This window comes from Planomonospora sp. ID67723 (genome assembly GCF_015711605.1).
Lineage (GTDB): Bacteria > Actinomycetota > Actinomycetes > Streptosporangiales > Streptosporangiaceae > Planomonospora_A.
The window spans coordinates 2,539,108-2,563,215 of the sequence record NZ_JABTEZ010000001.1 but is presented as its reverse complement, the minus strand read 5'-3'; the positions used below and the strand labels follow the sequence as shown (position 1 = coordinate 2,563,215).

Annotated in this window: 21 protein-coding genes; 9 read left to right on the top strand and 12 right to left on the bottom strand. The window is 71.1% G+C overall.

Annotation, left to right across the window (positions count from 1 at the left end; genetic code table 11):
• Nucleotides 1–10 precede the first annotated feature (10 nt).
• The 5 genes from HS041_RS11920 to HS041_RS11900 are packed head-to-tail and all read left to right on the top strand — an operon-like array spanning nt 11 to nt 4,393.
• Complete coding sequence (locus HS041_RS11920) at nt 11–997, top strand: ABC transporter substrate-binding protein (protein ID WP_196440524.1); 987 nt, start codon at nt 11–13, stop codon at nt 995–997.
• Nucleotides 994–1,782 carry an ABC transporter permease gene (locus tag HS041_RS11915; protein WP_307845251.1) on the top strand — a complete coding sequence of 263 codons (789 nt, stop codon included), beginning with the start codon at nt 994–996 and terminating at the stop codon, nt 1,780–1,782. The genes HS041_RS11920 and HS041_RS11915 overlap by 4 nt, the downstream gene beginning before the upstream one ends.
• Nucleotides 1,782–2,561, top strand: coding sequence for an ABC transporter permease (locus HS041_RS11910; protein ID WP_196440523.1), 780 nt, complete (start codon nt 1,782–1,784; stop codon nt 2,559–2,561). The genes HS041_RS11915 and HS041_RS11910 overlap by 1 nt, the downstream gene beginning before the upstream one ends.
• Nucleotides 2,562–2,570: 9 nt before the next feature.
• Nucleotides 2,571–3,353, top strand: coding sequence for an ABC transporter ATP-binding protein (locus HS041_RS11905; RefSeq protein ID WP_196440522.1), 783 nt, complete (start codon nt 2,571–2,573; stop codon nt 3,351–3,353).
• A gap of 35 nt (nt 3,354–3,388) precedes the next feature.
• Nucleotides 3,389–4,393 carry a methyltransferase gene (locus HS041_RS11900; RefSeq protein WP_196440521.1) on the top strand — a complete coding sequence of 335 codons (1,005 nt, stop codon included), beginning with the start codon at nt 3,389–3,391 and terminating at the stop codon, nt 4,391–4,393.
• 55 nt (nt 4,394–4,448) lie between these two features.
• Here HS041_RS11900 and HS041_RS11895 read toward each other — a convergent pair whose 3' ends face one another.
• The gene (locus HS041_RS11895) at nt 4,449–5,690 is read right to left on the bottom strand and encodes a flavin-dependent oxidoreductase (RefSeq protein ID WP_196440520.1); all 1,242 of its coding nucleotides are present in this window, start codon (nt 5,688–5,690) and stop codon (nt 4,449–4,451) included.
• Between the two features lie 549 nt (nt 5,691–6,239).
• Here HS041_RS11895 and HS041_RS11890 point away from each other — a divergent pair.
• Complete coding sequence (locus tag HS041_RS11890) at nt 6,240–7,223, top strand: ABC transporter substrate-binding protein (RefSeq protein WP_196440519.1); 984 nt, start codon at nt 6,240–6,242, stop codon at nt 7,221–7,223.
• A gap of 61 nt (nt 7,224–7,284) precedes the next feature.
• Here the strand turns inward: HS041_RS11890 and HS041_RS11885 are convergent, their stop codons facing one another.
• From HS041_RS11885 to HS041_RS11860, 6 genes are all read right to left on the bottom strand, one after another.
• Nucleotides 7,285–7,824 carry a GTP-binding protein gene (locus HS041_RS11885; protein ID WP_184945481.1) on the bottom strand — a complete coding sequence of 180 codons (540 nt, stop codon included), beginning with the start codon at nt 7,822–7,824 and terminating at the stop codon, nt 7,285–7,287.
• A 7-nt stretch (nt 7,825–7,831) separates the two neighbouring features.
• Nucleotides 7,832–8,200, bottom strand: coding sequence for a DUF742 domain-containing protein (locus HS041_RS11880; RefSeq protein ID WP_196440518.1), 369 nt, complete (start codon nt 8,198–8,200; stop codon nt 7,832–7,834).
• 55 nt (nt 8,201–8,255) lie between these two features.
• Nucleotides 8,256–8,678, bottom strand: a complete 423-nt coding sequence (locus HS041_RS11875) for a roadblock/LC7 domain-containing protein (RefSeq protein WP_196440517.1) — start codon at nt 8,676–8,678, stop codon at nt 8,256–8,258.
• On the bottom strand, nt 8,675–11,692 hold the full coding sequence (locus tag HS041_RS11870; protein WP_196440516.1) for a sensor histidine kinase: 3,018 nt from the start codon (nt 11,690–11,692) through the stop codon (nt 8,675–8,677). The genes HS041_RS11875 and HS041_RS11870 overlap by 4 nt, the downstream gene beginning before the upstream one ends.
• 136 nt (nt 11,693–11,828) lie before the next feature.
• On the bottom strand, nt 11,829–13,235 hold the full coding sequence (locus tag HS041_RS11865) for an aminobutyraldehyde dehydrogenase (RefSeq protein ID WP_196440515.1): 1,407 nt from the start codon (nt 13,233–13,235) through the stop codon (nt 11,829–11,831).
• 28 nt (nt 13,236–13,263) lie between these two features.
• The gene (locus HS041_RS11860) at nt 13,264–14,532 is read right to left on the bottom strand and encodes a glycosyltransferase (RefSeq protein ID WP_196440514.1); all 1,269 of its coding nucleotides are present in this window, start codon (nt 14,530–14,532) and stop codon (nt 13,264–13,266) included.
• Nucleotides 14,533–14,688: 156 nt separating this feature from the next.
• Here HS041_RS11860 and HS041_RS11855 point away from each other — a divergent pair, with 156 nt between their 5' ends.
• Nucleotides 14,689–15,267, top strand: a complete 579-nt coding sequence (locus HS041_RS11855) for a TetR/AcrR family transcriptional regulator (protein WP_307845250.1) — start codon at nt 14,689–14,691, stop codon at nt 15,265–15,267.
• Here the strand turns inward: HS041_RS11855 and HS041_RS11850 are convergent.
• From HS041_RS11850 to HS041_RS11835, 4 genes are read right to left on the bottom strand one after another with little or no spacing between them, the layout of a single operon-like run.
• The gene (locus HS041_RS11850; RefSeq protein WP_196440512.1) at nt 15,261–16,322 is read right to left on the bottom strand and encodes an ABC transporter ATP-binding protein; all 1,062 of its coding nucleotides are present in this window, start codon (nt 16,320–16,322) and stop codon (nt 15,261–15,263) included. The genes HS041_RS11855 and HS041_RS11850 overlap by 7 nt on opposite strands.
• Nucleotides 16,322–17,095, bottom strand: coding sequence for an ABC transporter permease (locus HS041_RS11845; RefSeq protein ID WP_196440511.1), 774 nt, complete (start codon nt 17,093–17,095; stop codon nt 16,322–16,324). The genes HS041_RS11850 and HS041_RS11845 overlap by 1 nt, the downstream gene beginning before the upstream one ends.
• Nucleotides 17,088–17,963, bottom strand: a complete 876-nt coding sequence (locus HS041_RS11840) for an ABC transporter permease (protein WP_196440510.1) — start codon at nt 17,961–17,963, stop codon at nt 17,088–17,090. Before HS041_RS11840 ends, HS041_RS11845 begins: the two co-directional genes overlap by 8 nt.
• Complete coding sequence (locus tag HS041_RS11835; RefSeq protein WP_196440509.1) at nt 17,960–19,084, bottom strand: polyamine ABC transporter substrate-binding protein; 1,125 nt, start codon at nt 19,082–19,084, stop codon at nt 17,960–17,962. The genes HS041_RS11840 and HS041_RS11835 overlap by 4 nt, the downstream gene beginning before the upstream one ends.
• Nucleotides 19,085–19,224: 140 nt before the next feature.
• Here HS041_RS11835 and HS041_RS11830 point away from each other — a divergent pair, with 140 nt between their 5' ends.
• Together HS041_RS11830 and HS041_RS11825 are read left to right on the top strand one after the other, a co-directional pair.
• Nucleotides 19,225–20,304, top strand: a complete 1,080-nt coding sequence (locus HS041_RS11830; protein ID WP_196440508.1) for a hypothetical protein — start codon at nt 19,225–19,227, stop codon at nt 20,302–20,304.
• Nucleotides 20,305–20,321: 17 nt separating this feature from the next.
• Nucleotides 20,322–21,308: an SIS domain-containing protein gene (locus HS041_RS11825; protein WP_196440507.1), complete on the top strand. Its 987-nt coding sequence runs from the start codon at nt 20,322–20,324 to the stop codon at nt 21,306–21,308.
• 88 nt (nt 21,309–21,396) lie between these two features.
• On the opposite strand, the gene HS041_RS39985 is transcribed toward HS041_RS11825, so the two are convergent.
• On the bottom strand, nt 21,397–24,093 hold the full coding sequence (locus HS041_RS39985; protein WP_196440506.1) for a DUF7824 domain-containing protein: 2,697 nt from the start codon (nt 24,091–24,093) through the stop codon (nt 21,397–21,399).
• Between the last annotated feature and the right edge of the window lie 15 nt (nt 24,094–24,108).

Here is a 24,108-nt window from a genome sequence, read left to right as displayed (position 1 = left end):
GAGACCCCCCATGAGGTTCAGGCTTGCGAGCCGGGCAGCTGTCGTCGGCCTCGCCGCGATGTTGTCGCTCGCCGCGTGCGGCGGCTCGGACCCCGAGACCACGGCCGCCGCGGCCGGAGGCGACGGGCCGGAGAAGACGACGCTCACCATCGGGCTGCTCCCCATCCCCGACGACGCGGCCGTCTACATCGCCAACGAGAAGGGCTTCTTCAAGGAGGAGGGCCTCACGATCAAGCCGGAGGTCATCACCGGCGGCGCCGCGGCGATCCCGGGCCTGATCAGCGGCACCCTCGACGCGACGATGACCAACTACGTCTCCACCTTCGTCGCCTCCGAGAAGGGCAACAAGCTCAAGATCGTCACGGACTTCTACCAGGCCGGGCCGAACGTCTTCAACCTCATGGCCGCCAAGGACTCCCCCATCGCCTCCGTGGCCGACCTCAAGGGCAAGAAGATCGCCGTCAACACCCTCAGCAACATCGGCACCCTGGCCGTCACCGCGACCCTCAAGGTCAACGGCCTGACCGCCGACGACGTGGAGTTCGTCGAGCTGCCCTTCCCGAACATGACCCCGGCGCTGCAGAAGGGCGACGTGGACGCCGCCTGGATGACCGAGCCGTTCCTGACGGGCGCGCAGAAGGAGTTCGGCGCCAAGAAGATCGCCGACACGATGACCGGCCCGATGGCCGACTTCCCCATCGCCGGCCTCGCCGTCACCGCCGACTTCGCCGAGAAGAACCCCAAGACCGTCGCCGCGATCCAGCGCGCCCTGGCCAAGGCCCAGCAGCTCGCCGCCTCCGACCGCAAGGTGGTCGAGCAGATCCTGCCGTCCTACACCAAGATCAACGCTGAGACCGCCGCGGTCATCACCCTCGGCACCTTCCCGACCAGCATCAACGAGCAGCGCCTGCAGCGCGTCGCGGACCTGATGGTGGAGCACCAGTACCTCAAGAGCCCGATCGACGCCAAGACGCTCCTCGTCGGTTCCGACGGGTGATCAGCAGCGTCGCCGGCAGCCGAGTGCTCTGCGGCGCCCTGGGCGTCGCGGGGCTGCTCGCCGCCGCTGAACTGGCCGGCCGGGCCGGCCTCGTCGACCCGGCCGTCCTTCCTCTGGCTTCGACGATCCTGGCCCGGACGGTCGAGCTCGCCACGGACGGGGAGTTCCTCGCCGACGTGGCCGCCACGATGCAGGCCTGGGCCCTCGGGCTCCTGCTCACCGTGGCCGTCACGGTCCCGGCCGGGCTCGCGCTCGGCAGCCTTCCCCGGGTCGAGGCCGCGGTGCGGCCGCTGATCGAGTTCCTCCGGCCGATCCCCTCGGTCGCGCTCATCCCGCTGGCGATCCTGCTCTTCCCCGACAGGCTCGACATGAAGATCGCGGTGATCTTCTACGCCTCCTGCTGGCCGGTGCTCATCAACACGATGTACGGCCTGCTGGAAGTCGACCCAGTCGCCAAGGAGACCCTGCGAAGCTTCGGTTTCGGCCCGCTGGCCGTCCTGTGGCGGGTCTCCCTGCCCAGCACGGCCCCGTTCATCGCCACCGGGGTCCGGCTGGCCGCCGGCGTCGCGCTCATCCTGGCGATCAGCGCCGAGCTGATCGGCGGCGGATCCTCCGGGATCGGGACCTACGTCGTCGAGGCCGGCAGCAGCTTCGACGGGCTGGAGTACATCCTCGCCGCCACCGTGTGGGCCGGAATGCTCGGCATCGTGACCAACAGTCTGTTCATCGGAGCCGAACGGCGGCTTTTCCGGTGGCACACCGCACGCGCGGAGGGAGCCCGGTGATGCGCGTGATCGCCCGGCTGTGGCTGGTTCCCGTCGTCGTGCTCCTGTGGGAGCTCGTCACCCGGCTGTCGGACTCCGGCTTCTTCCCGCCGCCCAGCGTGATCGCGGTGACGATGCGGGAGATGTGGCTGACAGGTCCGGCCTCCCAGCTCTGGCTGACCGACCTCGTGCTGGAGAACTTCCCGCCCAGCCTGGCCCGGCTGTTCGCCGGATGGGCCCTGGCGGGGGTCGCCGGCATCGCCCTGGGGATCATGATCGGCCGATCGAGGGCGCTGTCCCGCTTCGTGGACCCGCTCATCCACTTCGGCCGGGCCATCCCGCCGCCCATGCTGCTGCCGTTCTTCATCGCGGTGCTCTCGCTCGGCGCGCAGACACAGCTCGCCACGATCGTGTTCGGCGTGATCTGGCCGGTCCTGCTCAACACCATCGACGGCGCCCGCGCCGTCGACCGCCAGCACATCGAGACCGCCCGGGTCTTCCGGCTCTCCCGGAGCCAGCGCCTGTGGCGGGTCATCCTGCCCTCCGCCCTGCCGAAGATCTTCGCCGGGCTGCGGCTCAGCCTCTCCCTGGCCCTGATCCTGATGGTCATCTCCGAGCTGGTGGCCAGCACCAGCGGGATCGGCTACCAGCTCCTGCGTGCGCAGCGCGACTTCGACCTGCCCGCCGTATGGGGCACCATCGTGCTGCTCGGTGTTCTGGGATACCTGCTCAACTCGGTCTTCCTCGCGGCCGAGCGACGCGTCCTGTCCTGGCACCGCGCGGCCAAGCAGACGACCTGAGGACCTGCTGTGCTTGAGATCTCGAACCTGAGCCACACCTACGGCAGCGGCCCGTCGGCGCACACCGCCCTCGGCGGCATCGACCTGAGCGTCGCCGAGGGCGAGCTGGTGTGCATCGTCGGCCCCTCCGGATGCGGGAAGTCCACCCTGCTGCGCTCCGTCGCCGGGCTCATCACCCCCACCGGGGGGAGGATCCTGCTCAAGGGCGTCCCGGTGAACCAGACACCGGACGACCTCGCCGTGGTCTTCCAGGACTACAGCCGCTCCCTGTTCCCCTGGATGTCGGTGGCCGACAACGTCTCGCTGCCGCTGCGCCGCAGGGGCCAGGACAAGCGGCAGCGCCGGGAGTCGGCCATGGACGCGCTGGAGCAGGTCGGCCTGGCCGACGCCGCCGCCAAGTATCCGTGGCAGCTCTCCGGCGGCATGCAGCAGCGCGTGTCCATCGCCCGCGCCCTGGCCTACCGGCCCTCCCTGCTGCTGATGGACGAGCCCTTCGGCTCCGTGGACGCCCAGACCCGCGAGGACCTGGAGGACCTGACCCTGCGGGTCCGCGGCCACCACAACATGACCATCCTGCTCATCACCCACGACATCGACGAGAGCGTCTACGTCGGCGACCGCGTCGTGGTGCTGTCCAAGTCGCCGGGCGGGATCGCCGGCGACCTGCGGGTCGGCCTTCCCGGACCGCGCGACCAGATCACCACCAGGGAACACCCCGAGTTCGTGCGCCTGCGCGCCGAGGTCGGACGGCTGGTGCGCGGCATGCGCAGCCATCCGGCCGCGGCCTCCTGAAGGCCCCGAACCTTTTACCGGAGAGAGGATTGCGGATGAGCGACCCGCAGGGACCCGTCTGGGACGCGATCGGCGGGGTCTCCCGCTTCGCCGCCCTGGCCACGATGGCCGAGCTGGGCTGCGCGGACCACCTGGCCGAGGAGCCGCTGAACGTCGAGGAGCTGGCCCGGCGGTGCGGTGCGCACGCCCCCTCGCTGGGCCGGGTGCTCAGGCAACTGGCCTCGATGGGCATGGTGCGGACGGTGGGACCCGGCGTCTACGAGCTGACCGAGGCCGGTGCCACCCTCCGCACCGACGCGCCCGCCTCGCTGCGGCCCGCCGTACGGATGATCGCCGAGACGGGGTTCTGGTACGGCATGGGCACGGTGCCCCGGACCGTGCGCGAGGGCAGGTCGGCCTTCGTCGAGCGGTTCGGCCCGCTGTACGGCTACCTCAAGGAGAACCCCGGGGCCGGGCGGCTGTTCGACGACTACATGGTCGCCCGGGCGACGCCGTTCGCCGAGGCCGTGGCCGGCCGCTACGACTTCTCCGGCGTGCGCACCCTGGTCGACGTGGCCGGGGGCAGGGGACACGTGCTGGCGGCCGTCCTGAAGCGGCATTCAAACGTCCGCGGAGTGCTCTTCGACCAAGAAGAGGTGGTCCCGGGCGCGCGGACGCTCATGGCGGAGGCCGGTCTTGAAGACCGGTGCGGATTCGTCGGCGGCGACTTCTTCGTCTCCGTTCCCGCCGGGGCCGACGCCTACATGCTGGGCAGCGTGATCCACAACTGGTCCGACGAGGACGCGGTGCGGATCCTGTGCAACGTGCGGGACGCCATGGCGGAGGACGGCAGGGTCCTGCTGGTGGAGTTCGTGGTTCCGGACGACGACGGCCGCCACATCTCCAAGGACGTCGACATCCGGATGCTCGCCCTGTTCGGCGAGGGCATGGAACGGAGCACCTCGGAGTACGGCGAGCTGCTCGGCAAGGCCGGGCTCCGCCTCAGCCGTCAGATCGGGCTGACCGGAGGATCCAGCATCATCGAGGCCCTGCCCGTGTGAAGGACCCCTCGCCGAGACCGGGGCCGGGAGGTCTCATGCTCCCGGCCGCCCGTCTTCAGGAGACGCTCCAGGAGGCCCTGTCGTTGAGGAACCTGACGTCCATGTCGGTGATCCTCTGCTGCCCGGCCGCCATCTCCGCCAGCTCGCCGGCGGTGAGCACCTCGGCGATGTCCGCGAACCCCAGCGGTGCCCGCTCCTCCACCAGCGCGAGGGTCCGTTCCATCGGCATCTCCCGGTTGGCCAGGACCAGCGGGGTGGTGGCCGTCCTGCGCTCCTCCTCGTAGGCGGCCAGGCCCTCGACCGGCCCGTGGGCCGCCAGGGACCGCGCGAGCACCCGCGCGTCGAGCACGGCCTGCGAGCCGCCGTTGGATCCGACCGGGTACATGGGGTGGGCGGCGTCGCCGAGCAGCGTCACCCGGCCCCGGCCCCATGACGGCAGCGGGTCCCGGTCCACCATCGGGTACTCCAGGATGCGCTCGGCCCCGGCGAGCAGGCCGGGCACGTCCAGCCAGGGGAACTTCCAGCCGGCGAAGTACGGCAGGACGTCCTCCAGGCTCCCCTCGCGGGACCAGTCGGCGGCCGGAACCTCCCCGCCGTCGCCCACCTTCACCTCCGCGACCCAGTTGATCTGCCGGCGGTCGGCCGAGACGGGATAGGCCACGAACTTGCACGACCGGTTCGAGCCCGCGACGGCCAGCGTGCTCCCGTCGAGGAACGGCTCGCTCTCGGTGATCCCGCGCCACATCCGCACCCCGGACCACAGCAGCGGCCCGCCGCCGGGATGGAGACGCGCCCGCACGGCCGAGTGCACGCCGTCGGCGCCGACCAGCACGTCGGAGACGAGTTCGAGCGGCTCGCCGGTACGGACGTCCCGGAGCGAGGCGACGACCCCCTCCGGCTTCTCGGCGACGTCCTCGAAGCGCAGCCCGGTCCGCACCGCCGCCGGGCCGAGCCGCTCGCGCACCGCGTCGAGCAGCAGCATCTGGAGCACGCCCCGGTGGACGGAGTACTGCGGCCAGCGGTAGCCCGCCGCCCTGCCCCGGGGCAGGGCGAGGATGGTGCCGCCGAAGCGGTCGGTGTAGGTCTGGAAGCTGGTGGCGACGCCGATTCCGGCGAGCCGTTCGGCCAGGCCGAGTTCGGTGAGCTCCCTGACCGCGTGGGGCTGGATGTTGATTCCCACCCCGAGGGGGCGCAGTTTCCCTGCGGACTCGGCGACCGTGCACCCGATCCCGGCGGCGTGCAGGCTGAGCGCGGTGGTGAGGCCGCCGATGCCGCCGCCGATGACCAGAACGTGCATGCGCTCCCCCGATACATATCGCGGATTCGAAACAAATCGATCGTCGCGATCGTAACGGTGCTTGAACGGTTTCCGCTTTACGGCCACGGCCCCTCCAGGGCGCCGCACATAAGGAAGGAAGATAACAGTGATTTAAAGCGACCGAAATTCAATCCGGCTTCAGGTGACGGCGAACGCCTCCACCCCGTCGCCCGCCTCGCGCGATTCCGGTTCACGCGGGATTGCCGGCCACGCGTCGCGGAACGGTCCGCCCCGACTCGAATGATCATATTTCTCCGCGCCCATGACCGGCGCGCGGCGGAACTACAGGCGGATTCAGGAACCGGAGGCCGGAAGAGGCCCCCATGCCTTCCAGCTCGGCCTATCCCCGCATTCTCCGCCCGGCGGCGTCATCGTCACGCTGAAGCCCGGAGCAAGCGTCCCATATGACAAAAAAGCACCTGTGATCCGCTGCCGACTTGGGGCTACGCTGATCCGCCGTCGGCCCGCCCCCACCGGATGGCGCGATTCGCCGGACCCCGGCGGCGCGACCCACAGCCAAGGAGAGCCATGAGGATCAGCCGCCGCGTTCGCGCCGCGATCGGGATCATCGCCCTGTCCGCACTCGCCGCGTGCAGCGGTACGGAGTCCCCGCCCGCCGCCGGAGGCGACAAAGCCGCCGGGCCGGAGAAGACGGAGATCACGGTCGGCGTCCTCCCCGTCCCCGACAACTCCGCCGTCTTCATCGCCCAGCAGAGGGGCTTCTTCAAGGAGGAGGGCCTGAGCGTGAAGACGGAGATCATCCAGGGCGGGGCGGCGGCGATCCCCTCGCTGCTCAGCGGCACCCTGGACGTCAGCATGACCAACTACGTCTCGGCGTTCATCGCCGCCGGGAGGGGCAACAAGATCAAGATCATCACCGACCTCTACCAGGCCGGGCCCGACGTCTTCAACATCATCGCCGCCAAGGACTCCGCCATCTCCTCGGTCGCCGATCTGAAGGGCAAGAAGATCGCGGTCAACACCCTCAACAACATCGGCACCCTGGCCGTCACCGCGACGCTGAAGGCGGGCGGGCTCACCGCCGAGGACGTGCAGTTCGTCGAGCTACCGCTGCCGAACATGAGCGGGGCGCTGCAGAAGGGCCAGATCGACGCCGCCTGGACGACCGAGCCGTTCCTGACCGGCGCGGCGAAGGACATCGGCGCCAGGAAGATCGCCGACACGATGACCGGCCCGCTGGCCGGCTTCCCGATCGCAGGACTCTCCGCCACCTCCGACTTCACCGAGAAGTATCCGAAGACGCTGGCCGCCTTCCAGCGCGCGGTGGCCAAGGCTCAGCAGATCGTCGCCGCCGACCGCAAGGCCGTCGAGGAGGTCCTGCCCACCTACACCAAGATCGACGCGGCGACCGCGGCGGCCATCAGGCTGGGCACGTTCCCGACCGGCCTGGACCCGCAGCGGCTGCAGCGCGTCGCCGACGTGATGCTGGAGCAGAAGTATCTCGAGACCGCGATCGACGCCAAGACGATCGTCGCAGGCTCCGGCGGCTGAGCCGGCCGATCCGTGCCGTCCCGGGCGCTCCGGCCACGGCCGGGCCCCAGGACGGCGCGGATCAGACGCGGATGGTGAGGACGTGCTCGACCAGGGTGATCAGGGTCGACTTCACCGCGTCGCGGGAGCGCGCGTCGGTCCGCACGATCGGGATGTGCGGGGAGATCGTCAGAGCCTCCCGCACCTCCTCCGTGCCGTGGAGGTGGTCGCCGTCGAAGCCGTTGAGCGCGACGACGAACGGCAGCCCGGCCTCCTCGAAGTAGTCGATCGCCGGGAAGCTGTCGGCCAGGCGGCGGGTGTCGACCAGCACGACCGCGCCGATCGCACCCTTGACCAGGTCGTCCCACATGAACCAGAACCGGTGCTGGCCCGGTGTACCGAACAGGTACAGGATCAGGTCGCGGTCCAGGGAGACCCGGCCGAAGTCCATCGCCACCGTGGTGGTCCGCTTCGTCGGGATCTGCGAGAGGTCGTCGACCCCCGAACTGGCCTCCGTCATGACCGCTTCCGTGGTCAGCGGCATGATCTCGGAAACCGCGCCGACGAAGGTCGTCTTGCCGACACCGAAGCCGCCGGCGACCACGATCTTCGTCGACGTCATCCCGGCGTCAGAGCCTGCGAAGCCCACTGAGCACCCTTTCAAGCAAGTTGAGGTTCGGCTTTCCGGCATCCAGCGACGGATGGTGGATCTGCACCAGGCCTTCCGCCGCCATGTCCGCGATCAGCACGCGGGTCACGCCCAGCGGCATGTGCAGCATGGCCGAGACCTCGGCGACCGATCGTATCTGCCGGCACAACGAGGTGATCGCCTGATACTCCGTGGAGAGCATGGAGGAATCCACACCCGGAGCGGTCGCCGAGGAGACCAGCGCCTCGAGCGCGAGCTGCGTCCGAGGAGCGGTCCTTCCCCCGGTGACAGCGTACGGGCGAATCAGACGATTCCGCCCGCTCTTGGCCTGAGGCGGCGGCTCGTTCATCGGATGCTATCCCTCCTTTTCGGGTGTTGTCCTGAAGTTTCAGAGTGACGTTCGCCTACCGCTGCGACGCCTGAAGCTCGGCGCGCAGGGCCGGAGTCAGCGCCTGTCCGGCGCGCTCCGCCAGGAGCGTCATCTGGTAGGCCACCAGCCCCATGTCACAGTCGGGCGAGGCCAGTACGGCGAGCGCGGAGCCGTCGCTGATCGACATGGTCAGCAGGAGCCCCCGCTGCATCTCGATCACGGTCTGCACGACCGGGCCGCCCTCGAAGACCCGGGCGGCCCCCTGGGTCAGGCTGACCATGCCGGCGGTGATCGCGGCGAGCTGGTCGGCGCGGTCCTTCGGGAACCCCTGCGAGTAAGCCAGGGGCAACCCGTCCGTGGAGACGATCACCGCGTGGGCCACACCCGGCATCTCCTTGACGAACTCGGTGATCAGCCAATTGAAACCTCGGGCGGCCTGACTGAGTTGGTGGTTCACTGCTTCTCTCCCTCGGCGGCGTTGGACCGCTCGTTCATCTCAGCGCGGCCCTGCCGTATGCCTTGCTGGAAACTGGACAGGCGATTGCGCACCCGCTCGGCCGAGACCGGCGGCATCGGAGCCACCGGCGCGGCCGACGAGGCGGGGGCCGCGCCGGGGACCAGGTTGGCCTTGGGCACCCGCTTGGGCAGGCCCGCTCCGGTCAGGCCGCCCTCCGCGGGCTTCCTGACCGCCTCGGCGGCGGCCCAGCCCTGGTCGGCCGGGGTGCTGTTCCAGGCCTGCGGCTCGGCGGATGCGGCCGCGGGCCGCGCCGGGTCCGCTTCGCCCTCGCCCTCCGGCCGCCCGGAGCCCGGCCCGTCCGCCGGGACGCTGCTGCGGAACCAGTCGGACCCCACCGCGGCGAAGATCGGCAGGAACTCCTCCGGCTCCGGCTCGGTCACCGGCACCTCGACCGCGGGCAGCGCCTGGGTGTTCTCGGCCTGTTCGAACCGGTGCGGCGCCCAGGAGTCCGCCGCCGGCACCTCCGGCCAGTTCGGCGGAGCCTGTTCGGGAAGGGGGCGGACCGGCAGGGACTGCGCCGGCGGAGACTGGGCCGGCGGCATCGGCGGCGCGACCGACGTGAAGGGCGAGGACCACAGGCTCTCCACCTCCGAGGCCGACACCACCGGCTTGGACCACAGGTCCGCGACCGACGGCGGAGGAGCCGGCGCCTCCGGGGCCGAGGGCGGAGGCGGTGCGGTGTTCCGCACCGCCGGAGGCGTGCCGAACGGCGTGTCCTCCATCGGAGGCATCCCGAAGGGAGGACGCTCCTCCATCGGAGGCATCCCGAAGGGAGGACGCTCCTCCCGGGGCCGCCCGACCGGCGGGAGACCCGCCGGCGAGGGACCGGCGAGGCCGGTCTCCCCCTGCGGAGGGCCACCGAAGGAGCTGAGAGAGCCGAAGGACGAACCCGCCGAGGACATCGATCCGAACGGGTCGGGCCGCAGGCCCTCGGCGAACGGGTCCGAGTCGAGCGAGGGGGCCAGGGCCCGGACGGCGGAGGCCGCCAGGGCCATCTGCGGCGCCATGGACTGCGCGACCACCTGGGCGGGCAGCAGGACGACGGCGCTGAGCCCGCCGGTCTCCGGACGGCGGAGCTGGACGCGGATGCCGTGGCGCTGGGCCAGGCGGGCGACCACGAACAGGCCCATGCGACGGGAGACCGACAGGTCCACCGAGGGCGGTTCGGCCAGGCGCCGGTTGGCCTCGGCCAGCTCCTCGTCGCTCATGCCGATGCCCTGGTCGGTGACCGCCACGATGACGCTGCCCATCTCGTTGCCGTTGCTGGTCACCGTGATCTTGGTGTCCTGCGGCGAGAAGAAGATCGCGTTCTCGACGAGCTCGGCGATCAGGTGGACGATGTCGTTGACCGCCTGCCCGATGATCAAGGTGCCGGACTCGACCCTGAGGGTCACCCGTTCGTAGTTCTCGACCTCCGACAGCGAGGCCCGCACCACGTCGCCCAGCGGGACCGGCTCGCTCCACCGGCGGCTCTGCTCCTGGCCGGCGAGGACCAGCAGGTTCTCGGAGTTGCGGCGCATGCGGGTGGCCAGGTGGTCCAGCTTGAAGAGGCTGGCCAGCCGGTCCTCGTCCTGCTCGCCCTGCTCCAGGTCGTCGATGAGGTCGATCTGGCGCTCCACGAGCGACTGCGTGCGCCGGGAGAGGTTGACGAACATCGCGTTGACGTTGGCCCGCAGCCGGGCCTCGTCGCCCGCCAGCCGTACGGCCTCGCGGTGGACCTCGTCGAAGGCCCGGGCGACCTCCCCGATCTCGTCACGGGACAGCACGCCGATGGAGGGCACCTCCACCCGTGCGGCCGCCTCACCGGACTCCCGCAGCACGCGGACGGTCTCGGGCAGCTTGCTGCCGGCCACCTCCAGCGCCTCACTGCGCAGCCTGCGCAGCGGACGCACCAGCGTGCCCGCCACCCAGGTGGTGATGAACAGGATCAGGACCAGCAGGACCAGGATCGCACCACCGGAGATCATGGCGCTGCGCTCCTCGGCGGACTCCATCTCCTGGCTTCGCGCGACCACCGCGGCGGCCATGTCGCGCTCGACGGCCCGCATGCCGTCCACGGTCGCGCTGGAGGCGTCGAACCAGCTCCGGATGCCCACGTTGCCCAGGCCCTTGTTCTCGCGCATGCGCGACATGACGAGGGCGCGCGTGGCGTCGGCCCGGTCGATCTTCGGGCCGCTGACCGCCTCGCGCAGGCGCTTGATCTGGGCGGCGGAGGCGGTCGCCTGGAAGGCGGAGAGCTCGCTCTGCTGGCTCTTGTACGCGCCCAGGAAGTCGGCCGGGTCGTCGAAGTCGAAACCGCCCTCCAGCCGGGCGACGAGCAGGATGCCCCGCTGCCTGGCGACCTGCTCCTTGGCGCGGGTCAGCGCGCCGAGGGCGAGGGCGTCGGCGATCAGCCGCTCGTCGCCGCCGCTGCGGCCGAGGTCGTCGTGGAGGGTGACGAAGTCGGCGATCATGCGCGAGTACATGCCGAGGGCCGCGCGGGGGAGCACGCTCCCCTCGGTGATCAGTTTGCGCAGGCCGTTGAGTCCGTGCAGCCAGCGGCGCACCTGGGAGGCCTCGCTCCGGACGCGGGCGGCGTGCCCCTCCCCGCCGGCTGCGGCGACCGCCTTCAGAACCTCGGTGCCGGCCCGGTCGACCACCTCACGCTGCTTGCGGACCTGCGTGAGCCGGCTGGCCCGGCGGTTGTCGGCGATGTACCAGGCGGTGAGATCGCGTTCCTCGGCCATCTCGTGGGCGAGGGTGCCGAGTCCCTCGACGAGTGCGGCGACCTCGGACATCCGGCGGTACTCGGTGGCGGTGGACAGCGCGGTGGTGAACTGGAATCCGCTCAGCAGTACGGCCGCCGCGGTCGGCAGAAGGATCAGCGCGACCAGGCGGGGACGCACACGCCAGTTCGCCGGCAGCAGGCGGCTGCCCGCTCCTGCCATGCGACGGGTGCGGCGGTCTTGGGTCATCACTGGCCTACGTAACCCCTCGCCGAGTAGGGAAGCGGCGGAAGCAATTTGAGCACATCCTTTATGTCACTACGAATGGAGTAGATATCTACAAATCCCTACAAAAGGGACTTAAGTGCCGTAATGGGTGACAGTTCTATGCGGGCCGGAACGAGTCCCTCGCCTCCGGAGCCTGGTGTTTGATCATCAGATGGCGGGTCACCGAGTACTCCTGGACCGCCTCCTGGCTCATGTCCTTGCCGAAGCCGCTGCCCTTCACCCCGCCGTGCGGGGCCTCCGAGGCGATCGGCAGGTGGTCGTTGACCCAGGTCACGCCCACGTCGAGGCGGTGCGAGACGCGCAGCGCCCGGGACACGTCCCGGGACCAGACGGAGGAGGCCAGCCCGTAGGGGGTGTCGTTGGCCAGCCGTACCGCCTCCTCCTCACCGTCGAAGGGCAGGGTCACCAGCACCGGGCCGAAGATCTCGCCCTGGACGATCTCGCTGTCCTGTCGGGCCCCGTCGACCAGCGTCGGCGGGTAGAAGAAGCCGGGCCCCTCCCCCGGAGCGCCGCCGCACAGCACCGCGGCGCCCGAGGCCACCGCGCGCTCGACGAAGCCGTGCACCCGGTCCCGGTGCCCGGCGGAGATCAGCGGGCCGATGTCGGTGGCCGGGTCCCAGGGGTCGCCCGCCGTGATCCCCGCCAGCGTGGCGTGAAGCGCTTCGACGGCCTCGCCGTACACCTCCCGGGCGATGTAGACACGCGTGGCGGCGGTGCAGTCCTGGCCGGTGTTGTAGGTCGCGCCCAGCGCCACGCCCCTGGCCATCTCGGCCAGGTCCGCGTCGCCGAAGACCAGCGCCGGGGCCTTGCCGCCGAGCTCCAGGTGGACCCGCTTCAGCGCGCCCGCGGCCCCGCGCATGACGGCGCGGCCGGTCTCGGTGGAGCCGGTGACGCTCACCATGTCCACACCCGGGTCGGTGACCAGCGCCTGGCCGGCCTCGGCGTCGCCGAGCACGACCTGGAGCAGCCCGTCCGGCGCGCCGGCGCGGGCGAACAGCTCGGCCAGCCGGAGCGTGGTGCCCGGCGTCCGCGGCGCGGGCTTGATCACCACCGCGTTGCCCGCGGCGAGCGCGGGGCCGACCTTCCAGACCGCCATCACGAGCGGGAAGTTCCACGGGGCGATCGAGGCGACGACGCCGACCGGGCGGCGGACCAGCACCGAGGTGTAGCCGGAGCTGAACACCCCCGCCCCGGTGCCGTCCAGCGAGCGGGCCGCCCCGGCGAAGAAGCGGAGGTTGTCGACCGCGAAGGGCAGTTCGCCGTCGCGGAACACCGCCGCGGGCTTGCCGGTCTCGGTCACCTCCAGCCGGGTCAGCTCCTCGGCGTCGGCCTCGACGAGGTCGGCCAGGCGCAGCAGCACCCTGGCCCGCTCGGCCGGGGTCGCCGCGCTCCACTCCGCGAACGCCGTCCGGGCCCGCCGTACGGCCGCCGCCACCCCGGCGAGCGGCGTGGCGGCGGCCTCGGCGACGAGTTCGCCGGTCGCCGGGTTGATCAACTTGCTCATGGAACGTCCTCGTTCGTGCTCGGAAACGTCAGGCGCCGGCCTGCTCGATCAGGTCGGCGGCCTTGCGGAGGCCGTCGCGGCGGCGGATCTCCTCTCCGGCCGCGGCCAGGCGCTCACGCAGCCCGGTGTCGCCCAGAAGCCGCTCCAGCGCGCCGGTCAGCTCCTCGCCGGTGAAGGAGTAGGTCGCCAGGCGCACGCCGTAGCCGAGCTCGTGCATGCGCTGGGCGTTGTCGTACTGGTCCCAGAAGAGGGGCAGCAGGATCATCGGCTTGCCGAAGTGCAGCGACTCGGTGGTGGTGTTGTTGCCGCCGTGCGTGATGACCAGGTCCACCATCGGGAGGACCTTCGTCTGCGGGACGAACTCGGCGCCCCACATGTTGTCGGCGAGCTTGATCTCCTCGTGCAGCGGGCCCTTGGAGACGATGAAGCGGTGCGGGGTGGTGGCCAGGATGTCGATCACCCGCTGCATGAGCTCCACGTCGGCCGAACCCAGCGAGCCGAGCGAGAAGTAGACCAGCGCGCCCTCGCCGCCGAGCGACTCCGGCAGCTCGAAGCCCTCGTCGGTCTCGCGGACGGAGGAGTCCAGGCGGTGCCAGTTGGCGCCCAGCGGGCGGATGCCGGTGTAGTCGGCGATCTCGGGGAAGACGTAGAGGTTCTGGTCGCCCTCGTGGATGAAGTCCAGGTCGGGCAGGGGCGCGGTGCCCTGGGCGACGCACCATTCGTTGAACGCGGTCCAGATCTCGCGGTGGGTGCGGTCGTACTCGGCGCGGAACGCCTGCCATTCGGAGCGGTCGTCGGCCGGAAGGCCGGAGAAGACCGGAGGCGCATTCTCTCCGCGGATCTCCAGCGGATTGCAGGAGACGATCCTGACGAACGGCTTGCCCGCGGTGAGAAGCGCCGGGAAAGTGATGACGTTGTCCTCGACGATGACATCCGGCTGAACGCGCTCGATAATCGCCTTGAGCTGCGGTTCGCAGTACTTCACGCCGTCGATGAGAGCGTCCCAGATCGGCTTGGTCACCGTCTCCAGCTGCTCGGCCGTCGTCTTACGGTATTCGGGGGCGGTGTCCCGGATGAAGTCCTTCCAGAACTGCCCCGCGTCCTGCTCCTCCTCCGACGGGGGGGCGAGGTCGACCAGGTCCTCCTCGAAACCGAGCGCCTCCAGCTTGCCCTTCCACGACGCCTCCGCCGCGAAGACGACCCGGTGACCGCGCTTGCGCAGAATGTCGCCGATGCCGATGCAGTTGTTCGTCGGCCCGTAGGCGCTCTCCGGCATGAACAGGATGGTGAGAGACATCGCGGCCTCCAGGTCTCGGGGACTGTTTCTGTTGAATATGGTTTTAAAACTTCATCTAGCGGAAATGCCGGACAACGGTCACTATGGACCCCGGCATAAATCTTGAGTGTGAATGAACGGGGAAATATGGCGCGCAAGAGCCGGTCGGATCGGCGTGTGGATCTCATCGACGCGGCGCGCCGTGCCATCATCAGGCACGGCACGGACGGGGTCGGTCTCAACCATGTCGCCGAGGAGGCGGGGCTGACCTCCGGGGCGGTGCTCTACCACTACCCCAACCTCAGCGAGCTGCTGGTGGAGGCCCACCACGCCGGCATGGAACGCTTCTACGAGCTGCGCCTCAAACGGATCAGCGGCATGCGCGACCCCGCCGAGAAGCTCGTCGTGACCATCCGCTCGGGTCTGCCGCACGGCCCGGACGACCCGGACGTCCGGCTCCTCAACGAGCTCGGCGGCGCCGCCTCCCGCAACCGGATGTACGCGCTGCTGCTCACCACGCTCTACGACCGTCAGGTCTCGATGTACCAGAGCATCCTGGAGACCGGAAGCGTGCTGGGGATCTTCACGCTGACCGACGACTCCCAGGTCGTCGCGCGCAACCTGGTCGCGCTCGAGGATGCGTACGGTTACCGCATAACGGCCCGCCACCCGGTGATCGGACCGGAGGAGGCGGCGGAGCTCATCCTGTCCTACGCCCGGACGGCCACGGGCAACGCGTTGAAGACGTCTCATTGAGGGACCAGCACCCCGTCCCCGGGTGCCCAGGACAGCACCACGCGGGTGCCCGCCCGCACCTGGGTGGCCCCCTGCGTGGCCACCAGGACCGGCTCCGCGCGACCCGGGACGACGACCGAGACGTGCGAGACCCCGCCGTAGAAGCTCACGTCGGCGACCTCGCCGCGCAGCGCCCCTGCGCCCCCCGGCCCGCCGCCTGACGCGCCGCCCGGTCCGACGCCCAGCCGGAGCCGCTCGGGCCGTACGGCCAGCAGCGCGGGAGTTCCGTCCGGCAGGTCAGAGGCGCCCGGCAGCACGCCCAGGCCGTCGGCGGCCAGGCCGGCCGAGCACGCCCGGCCCGCGAACAGGTTGCTGGCCCCCACGAAACCGGCGGTGAACGGGGTGCGCGGGCGCTCGTAGAGCGCCACCGGCTCGTCCACCTGCTCCACCCGGCCGGCGTTGAAGACCGCGATCCGATCGGCGAGCGACATGGCCTCCTCCTGGTCGTGGGTGACCACGACGAAGGTGATGCCGACCTCGTGCTGGAGCCGCTTGAGCTCCAGCTGCATCTCCGCGCGCACCTTCTTGTCCAGCGCCGACAGCGGCTCGTCGAGCAGGAGCAGGCGCGGCCGCTTGACGATCGCGCGGGCCAGCGCGACCCGCTGGCGCTGGCCGCCGGACAGCTGCTGCGGTCGGCGCCCGGCCATCGCCGAAAGGCCCACCTTCTCCAGCACCTCACCGACCCGATCCCGGATCTCCGCCTTCGGCAGCTTCTCCCGCTCCAGGCCGTAGGCGACGTTCTTGGCTACGGTCATGTGCGGGAAGAGCGCATAGGACTGGAACATCAGGTTGACCGGGCGGCGGTGCGCGGCCTGGCCCAGCAGGTCGGCGCCGTCGAGGGTGACGGTTCCCGCGTCCGGCGACTCGAACCCGGCCAGGATGCGCAGGAGCGTGGTCTTGCCGCAGCCGCTGGGGCCGAGCAGCGCGAAGAACTCACCCTGGCGGATCTCCAGCGAGACGTCCGCCAGCGCCGTGACGTCGCCGAACCGGCGGCTGACACCTGTGATCTGCAGCATCAGGAAAGGGACTCCGTCAGTCGGGTCATCCGCTGGGCCACGATCACCACGGTGAAGCTCACGGCGAGCAGCAGCGTGGCCAGCGCGTTGATCTCCGGGGTGACCCCGAAGCGGACCATTGAGTAGATGACGATGGGCAGGGTCGGCTCGGTCGGCGCCGCGGTGAAGAACGCGATGACGAACTCGTCGACGGAGAGCGTGAAAGCCAGCAGCGCGCCGGCGGTGATGCCCGGCGCGAGCTGGGGCAGGGTGATCCGGAAGAACGTGGTCACCGCATTCGCCCCCAGGTCGCGGGAGGCCTCCTCCAGGGAGGTGTCGCAGTGCGTGAGCCGGGTGCGGACCACCGCCGCCACGAACGCCATGCCGAAGACCGTGTGCGCCAGCAGCACCGAGTGCAGGCCCAGGGTCATCTTGACGGAGGCGTAGAACACCAGCAGCCCGATGGCCAGCACCAGGTCGGGCAGGACCGCCGGGAGCACGCCGATCGCGTCCAGCACCTTCGACCTGCTGTGGCGCGCCAGCCCCACGGCCAGCAGGGTGCCCAGCACGGTGGACAGGACGGTCGAGCCCGCGGCCACCACCAGGGTGTTGACCAGGCCGTCGCGGATGCCGGCGTTGCCCGCCAGCTCGCCGTACCACTTCAGGCTCAGGCCCTCGAAGGAGTACGGCGAGTCGCCGGAGTTGAACGACATCACGACCAGCACCGCGATCGGCGCGTACAGGAAGAGGTAGGTCGCGTAGAACGGGACGTACAGCAGGCGGGATCTACGCACGACGGGCACTCCAGGCCTGCAGGAGCAGCAGGACGACCAGTACGGCGAGCAGCGCCAGCGCGAGCGTGGAGCCGAAGGGCCAGTCGCGCGCCTTGAGGAACTGGTCCCTGACCAGGTTGCCGACCATGATCGACCGGCCGCCGCCGAGCAGCTCGGGGATGATGAAGTTGCCGAAGCTCGGCACGAAGACGAACAGGCACCCGGTGACCACTCCGGGCAGCGTCAGCGGCAGCGTGACCGAGACGAAGGTGCGCGCGGGCCGGGCACCGAGGTTGGCCGAGGCCTCGCGGAGCTGCGGGTCGAGCCTCTCGATCGCCGCGTAGAGCGGGAGGACCATCAGCGGCAGGTAGGAGTAGACCAGCCCGGTGACGATCGTGCCCTGGTTGTAGAGGAACTCGAAGGGCCCCAGTCCCAGGCCCTCCAGCGTGGAGTTGACCAGCCCGGGACCGCTGAGCAGCACGATCCAGGCGTAGATGCGGACCAGGAAGTTGGTCCAGAAGGGAAGCACGATCGCGACCAGCGCGACGGTCTTCCACTTCCGCGGCAGCTGGGCGATCAGGTACGCCGTCGGGTAGCCGACCAGCAGGGCGATCACCGTGGCGATGGTGGCCAGCTTCAGTGAACTGGCGATGACGCCGAGATAAAGCGGGTCGAGCAGCCGCGTGAAGTTCTCCCCGGTCACCTCGTAGACGACGCCGCCGAAACGGCCCCGGCGGAAGACCGTGTAGCTGAGGAGCAGCGCCAGCGGGACCAGCAGCAGGACGATCAGATAGGCCAGGCCGGGGCCGAGGAAGGCCAGCCTCCCCGGCGCACGCGACCGGCGCGACCGCGGTGCCGCGGTCGCGCCGGAGACGGTGGAACGTGTCACTGCTGCGCCGCGACCTCGGTCGCGAGCTTGGTGAACTTGACCGAGTCCTCACCCAGGTCGATGATCGACTCGCCCTGGAGCAGGTCGGCCGGGGTCATCTGCAGCGGCGTGTTCTTGGCCTTGAGGTCGGCGTCGACGATGTCCATCGCGGCCTTGTTCGGCACCTTGTAGAGGATGTTCGAGGCGGCCCAGCCGTGGACCTTCGGGTCCAGGATGTGGTTGATGAACGCGTGCGCGGCCTCCTTGTTCTTGGAGGACTTCAGCACCACCATGGTGTCGACCCAGAGGTCGCTGCCCTCCTTGGGGATCACGAACTTGACGTTCTCCTCGGAGGTCGGGCACCAGCCGTCCCAGGCCACGACCATCGCGGCCTCGCCCTTGGTCAGGCGCGCACCGAACGTCGTGTCGTCGTAGGCGAGCAGGTTCGGCTTGGCCTCGAGCAGCTTCTCCTTGGCCTTGGCCAGCTCCTCGTCGCTGCGGGTGTTGACCGAGTAGCCGAGCACCTTGAGGGCGGGCAGGGCCAGCCAGCGCTCGGTGGTCATCATCGTGACCTTCTTCTTGGCCTCGGCCGGCGGGTTGAGGATGTCGTTCCAGCTGGTCGGCGGCGTCTTCACCAGGTCGGTGCGGTAGCAGATGCCGGTGGTGCCCCAGGTGTAGGGAACCGAGAAGGTGTTGCCCTTGTCGTAGGAGAGCTCCTTGGCCTCGGGGTAGAGGTTGGCCAGGTTCGGGATCAGCTCGGGGTGGATCGGCTCCAGCAGGCCGGCCTCGTTGAGGGCCTGGGCGTACTGGCCGGAGACGAAGGCCACGTCGAGACCGGTGTCGGCGCCCGCGGTGAGCTTCGCCATGATCTCTTCGTTGGTGGCGTGCAGAGTGACCTTCAGGTCGACCTTGAGCTTCTCCTTGATCTCCTGGGGCAGCTCCTTGGGCGTGTAGCCGTCCCACACCGAGATGGTGACGCTCTGCTTGGACAGGTCGGCGTTCGGGTTGAGCTGCGCGGAGGAAGCGCTTGCGGCGGGCGCTGCCGGGTCGGCGGCCTCCCCGCCGCACGCCGAGACCGCGAGCGCGAGACCGGCGGCCAGAGCGGCAGCCGGAAGACGACGGGTGTACCGGGAACGGGACACGGCCGCTACTCCTTCAAAATTCAGATTATGGGATGGTTCGGCCGTTACGGACACGACAGACCAAAGCAGGAGTGTTGCAGGCAACATCAACATCGGCAACACTTTTCACGACATCGTCACATGGAAGTTCGATCTGTTTCTTGAACCCACGTTCAGCATGGGAACTGCTCTCCACGGTGCCCCGCGCCGGCGACGGGCGGACCGCCGCACTCGTCGGCGCCCTGACCTCGGCCGTCCCCCCTCCGTACGCCGTCCGGCTCTTCCGTCCGCTCCCCGAGGTGCCGCCCGGGGCGGCCGAACGCGGCTTCGACAGCGACCAGACCAACCACTCCGTGATCGTCGGCGAGACCCTCGTCGTCAAGTGGCTCACCCCTCCCGCCCCGCTCCCCCATCCGGCTCCCGAGATGTTCGCCCATCTGGTCTCGGCCGGCTTCACCGCCACGGCGGAGCCGTACGCGGCCCTGTCCCGTGACGGGGAGCTCCTCGCCCTGGTGACCGCCTACCTGCCGGACGCCCGCGACGGCTGGGAGTGGTGCGTGGACGAGGCCGCCGCCGGCCGTACGGCCTTCACCGGCGACCTGGGCGTGCTCGCCGCCGACCTGCACGTCGCCCTGGCCACCCCCTCCGCGGTCTTCACCGACCCGGTACGGCTCTCGCGACCCCGCCCCGCCTGGTTCGCCCGCGCCGAGAGCGCGCTCCGCGAGGCCCTGGAGCTGACCGACGGCGAGGACGGCGAATGGCTGGCCTCCCGCGCGAGCCTCCTGACGAGCGCCTTCGGCACCCTCCAGGACCACGGCGCGACCCCGCTGATCCGCATCCACGGCGACCTGCACGTGGGCCAGATCCTCCGCTGGCGGGACGGGTACGCGGTGATCGACTTCGACGGGAACCCGACGGTCTCCGACACCGACCTCTTCCAGCCCGCCGCCCGCGACCTCGCCCAGCTCTCCACCAGCCTGGAACACGCCGGCCAGGTCGCGGTCAGACGCCGGGGCGCCGACTCCGCCGTGATCGGGGAGTGGGCGGCGGAGGCGACCCGCTCCCTGGAGGACGCCTACAGAGGGCGCCTGCTCGATCGCGGGCACTCCCACCTGCTCCACGGCGGGCTGCTGCGGGCCTTCGCCGTCGAGCAGGAGTGCCGCGAACTCATCTACGCCGCCAGGCACCTGCCCCGCTGGCGCTACGCTCCGATGGGCGTGCTGCGCTCCTGGTACCGCTGACCCCACAAGGAGAACGTGTGAACCCCGAGCTGTATCTCGCCGACCTGGAGTCCAAGCCGGAGGCGCTGACCCGGCTGGCGGACGCCCTGGAGGGCGCCGACCCGTTCGAGGGGGTCCCGTCCGGGATCCGGCGGGTGCTCTTCCTCGGCATGGGCAGCTCCCGCTACGCCTCCCGGGTGGCCGCCCTCGGCCTGCGCGCGGCGGGGTTCGACGCGGTCGCCGAGTACGCCTCCGCCGCGACCTCCTACCCGGCGACCCCGGACACCCTCGTCGTCGCCGTCTCCGCCACCGGCGGCAGCCGCGAGACCCTCGACGCGGTCGCCCGTTACCGCGGCCGGGCCCCCGTGGCGGCCGTGACCAACCGCCCGGACTCCGCGATCGCCGAGGGCGCCGACCTGGTGGTCCCGATGCTCGCCGGCGAGGAGCGCGGCGGCGTCGCCTGCCGGACCTTCCAGCACACGGTCGCCCTGCTCATGGTCCTGCGCAACCGCCTCACCGGCACCGACACCGACGTGCCCGCGCTGCTGCGCCGCGCCGCGGAGGCCACCGGCGACCTGCTGGACCGGCGCGGCCAGTGGCTCCAGGAGGCGGCGGACCTGCTCGACGGCCCGCACGGCGTCTACACCGTGGCCCCCGCCGAGCACCTGTCCTCCGCGGAGCAGTCGGCCCTGATGTTCCGCGAGGGCCCCCGCAGGGCCGCCACCGCCTGTGAGACCGGTGACTGGTCCCACGTCGACGTCTACCTCACCAAGACCCTCGACTACCGTGCCCTGGTCTTCCCCGGCTCCCGCTACGACGAGCAGGCCATGGACTGGATCCGGCAGCGGGGTTCGGCCGTCCTGACCGTGGGCGGCGAGCTCTCCGGCGCCGAGGCCGCCGTCCGCTACCTCCACGACGACGACCCCGGCGTCCGCCTGCTCACCGAGACCCTCGTCGCCGAGCTCGTCGCCGCCCGGTGGTGGCTCAGCCGGTCGCGGGCCCCCGAGGCGGCAGCCTCCGCATGACGCCGTGGGCCGCGCTCCGCCGGTTTCCTTCACGGGACCGTCGTTGACCGCGCTCCGGTGAGGCCGGCGCCGCCGGCGGGGAAAGCCGTCAGGGCAGGGAAAGCAGGTCGCAGAGGCGGCGGCACTCCTGGAGGAACCTGCTGCCGCCCTTCTGCCCGGCGTATCCGGCGACCAGCGCGGCCGTCGAGGGCTCGCCCCGGGCAGCGGTCCACCCGGCGACGTCGGCGGCCAGCGTGACGGCCTCGATGTGGGCGATCTTCGCGCGTTCCCCCGGCCGGGGCATCAGGACCCGGAGCAGGCGGGTCAGGACCGCCCACACCTCGCGGTACGCGCCCTGCCGGGCCGCCTCGCTCAGCGCGGCGACCAGCGGGCGCGGCTCGAACCCGGCGTGTTCGATCAGCTCGGCGAGGTGGTCGCCGAGTTCCGCGGCGGGCAGATCCCCGCGGGCGGCCAGGCCCAGCAGCGCGGTGATCCCCCGCGAGGGATCGCCCCGGAGCAGGAGGAGGGCCAGCGCCAGGCCCGTCGCCTCCCCCGCCGGGCCCTCGGCGTCCGGGTCGACGAGCACGGCCGGACCGTAGGCGTGGCCGCTCGGGCCGTTCCACTCGTTGAGCAGGTACGAAATCTGGTAGGCGGCGACGACCTCCCGGTGGGAGGGCAGGACGGCGGGCCACCATGGCAGGAGGGCACAGGTGTCCTGGATGCCGCCGCGTGGGCGCGGTTCCCCGGACAGCAGCTCGTCGACCAGGGCCAGCCCGGTGGGTTCCGCCGTCACCCGTGCCGTCGGCCGCATCCGCGCCCCGTCGCGCGGGGGCTCCCGGTCTCCGGAGGAGTGCCCGGTCCCGTGCTCCGGTGAGGACCAGCGCACCTCGACCAGCGGGTCGGGCAGGCCGCCCGCGGCCATCCAGCGCGCGGCCGTGCGGCCCGCCTCCGAGCGCAACCGCCCGGCCCGCTCGGCGACGGCGGGGTCGACGGCGCGGGGCAGCCGGAGCAGGGCCTGTTGCAGGTCGGCGGGGAGGGGTTCGGCTCCCGCCGCCTCGCACGCCTCGATCCTGGCGACCAGCTCGTCCGGGTCGAGGTGACCGTTGGCGCGGGTCGGGGTGGCCAGCAGGAGCGGGGGCAGGGCGCCGGCCTTCAGCGCGGTGAGGATCTCGGCGAGCCTCCGCAGCACGAACATGTGCGGCGGCGCCACCTGACCCGGCTTCGGAAGCCGGCGCCGCCCGGGAGCCAGCGTGGGCATCCCCGCCTCGGACAGGCTCCGGCGCTCGTCCCGGGGGTGGGCGAACTCCCAGGCGGTGGTGGTCAGCCAGGGCTCGGCCGACGTCCAGGCCTGTGTGCCGTGCAGGTGCGGCTGATCACCGTCCAGCCACCGGGGCAGCAGGACGCGGAGTTCCTCCGGTTTCTCTCCCGCCAGCCGGACGAAACCGGCCAGCCACCGCTCGCACGCCTGCCAGCCGTCCAGGTCTCCCGTCACCAGGGCTTCGGGCGTGTCCGGCGGCGCGGGCAGCGGCCCGGCCGGGACGGGTGCAGGCAGCGGCGGCGGGCCGGACGCCGGTGGGGCCGTGTTCCGGCCGGACGCTCCGCCCCGGCCCTCGGGGAGGGGCACGCCGGGGCGGGGCGGCAGGAGATCCGAGGCCTCCGCGAGGGTCTCCCGGTCTTGGGGGGCGAGGCGGTCGCCGTACCGGAGGGCCAGCCGCGCGGCACGTTCCCGGATGTCCGGCGACGGATGGGACAGGGCCGTGGCCAGCGCCGAGACCGGAGGCGGGGCATCGGCGGTCCCTCCGCGCAACGTCTCCTCCAACCAGGAAAGCCCCGTCCGCACCAGCTTGACCTCCGGCCGGCACAGCAGCGCCGCTGCGGCCTCGGCAACGTCATCGGCGTCCAGGTCGCGGCCCCGGAGCTGGGCCAGCGCCAGCGTGGCGACCGGGCCCGGGGCCGAGGGCAGCAGCCGCAGGTAGTCGACGACCCAGGGGGCGGTCTCGGCCGGGGCCGGGTCGAGCGCGTCGTGCAACCGGACGAAGAATCGCAGGTCGGGGCCGGAACCTCCGCGCAGGAACCGGCTCGCGCAGCCCCCCAGCAGGGTCTCGCGCCGCACCGCGCCCCGGGCGGCCAGCTCGGGCAGCATGCCCGGCCAGAACCAGTCGTCGCGCAGGAGCCGGCCCACCCCCTCGACCTCGAAGATCCTCGGGATCAGCGCGTCCAGCAGCGGGTCCTCGGCGATCCGCTCGACCTGCGTCTGCGGAGAGGCCTGGATGTACTGCCGCACCCAGGCGAGAAGCAGCGGGTCGTGCACCGGGGGCTCGGTCCCGGTGCACCTGAGCAGCTCCAGCGCCAGCACCGCGCCGGGGTCGGCCTCGTTGCGGACCGCATGCGTCAGCCGTACCGCGATCTCGGCCCGGACGTCGGCGGGGCGCGAGGCGATCATCCGTGCCAGCACGTCGACGTCGTGCTCCAGGAACCAGGAGGTGGCGAACTCGCGCCGGTTCAGCCAGGCCGTCAGCGCGCTCGGGGTCATCGTGCCCGCCCCGGCCAGTCGCAACGGCAGGGCCCGGCCCCCCAGGAGGTCCCTTCGGGTCGGGGAGGGCATCAGCCACCCCGTCGCCTCCCGGTGAGCCTCCCGCCTTTCCCGGTCGGACCGTCTGGCCCGTTCCAGGACCGTCCTCAGATGACCCGGCAGCTCCCCGGCGATCCGCCTGCGCTCGGCGTCGTCGAGTCTCTTCAGCCGTTCGGCGAGCTTCTCGACGTGTTCGGCGTCGATGAGGTCGCGGACCTCGTCCCAGGCGGTCACCGGGCCGCGCCTGCC

Coding starts and splice junctions, on each gene's coding strand:
- HS041_RS11850 (WP_196440512.1), bottom strand. CDS start 16,322: ATGCTGCAGATCACAGGTGTCAGCCGCCGGTTCGGCGACGTCACGGCG.
- HS041_RS11895 (WP_196440520.1), bottom strand. CDS start 5,690: ATGCACGTTCTGGTCATCGGCGGCGGCATCGGCGGCCTCACCACCGCG.
- HS041_RS11880 (WP_196440518.1), bottom strand. CDS start 8,200: ATGAACGAGCCGCCGCCTCAGGCCAAGAGCGGGCGGAATCGTCTGATT.
- HS041_RS11865 (WP_196440515.1), bottom strand. CDS start 13,235: ATGAGCAAGTTGATCAACCCGGCGACCGGCGAACTCGTCGCCGAGGCC.
- HS041_RS11885 (WP_184945481.1), bottom strand. CDS start 7,824: ATGACGTCGACGAAGATCGTGGTCGCCGGCGGCTTCGGTGTCGGCAAG.
- HS041_RS11910 (WP_196440523.1), top strand. CDS start 1,782: ATGCGCGTGATCGCCCGGCTGTGGCTGGTTCCCGTCGTCGTGCTCCTG.
- HS041_RS11860 (WP_196440514.1), bottom strand. CDS start 14,532: ATGTCTCTCACCATCCTGTTCATGCCGGAGAGCGCCTACGGGCCGACG.
- HS041_RS11870 (WP_196440516.1), bottom strand. CDS start 11,692: ATGACCCAAGACCGCCGCACCCGTCGCATGGCAGGAGCGGGCAGCCGC.
- HS041_RS11920 (WP_196440524.1), top strand. CDS start 11: ATGAGGTTCAGGCTTGCGAGCCGGGCAGCTGTCGTCGGCCTCGCCGCG.
- HS041_RS11890 (WP_196440519.1), top strand. CDS start 6,240: ATGAGGATCAGCCGCCGCGTTCGCGCCGCGATCGGGATCATCGCCCTG.
- HS041_RS11900 (WP_196440521.1), top strand. CDS start 3,389: ATGAGCGACCCGCAGGGACCCGTCTGGGACGCGATCGGCGGGGTCTCC.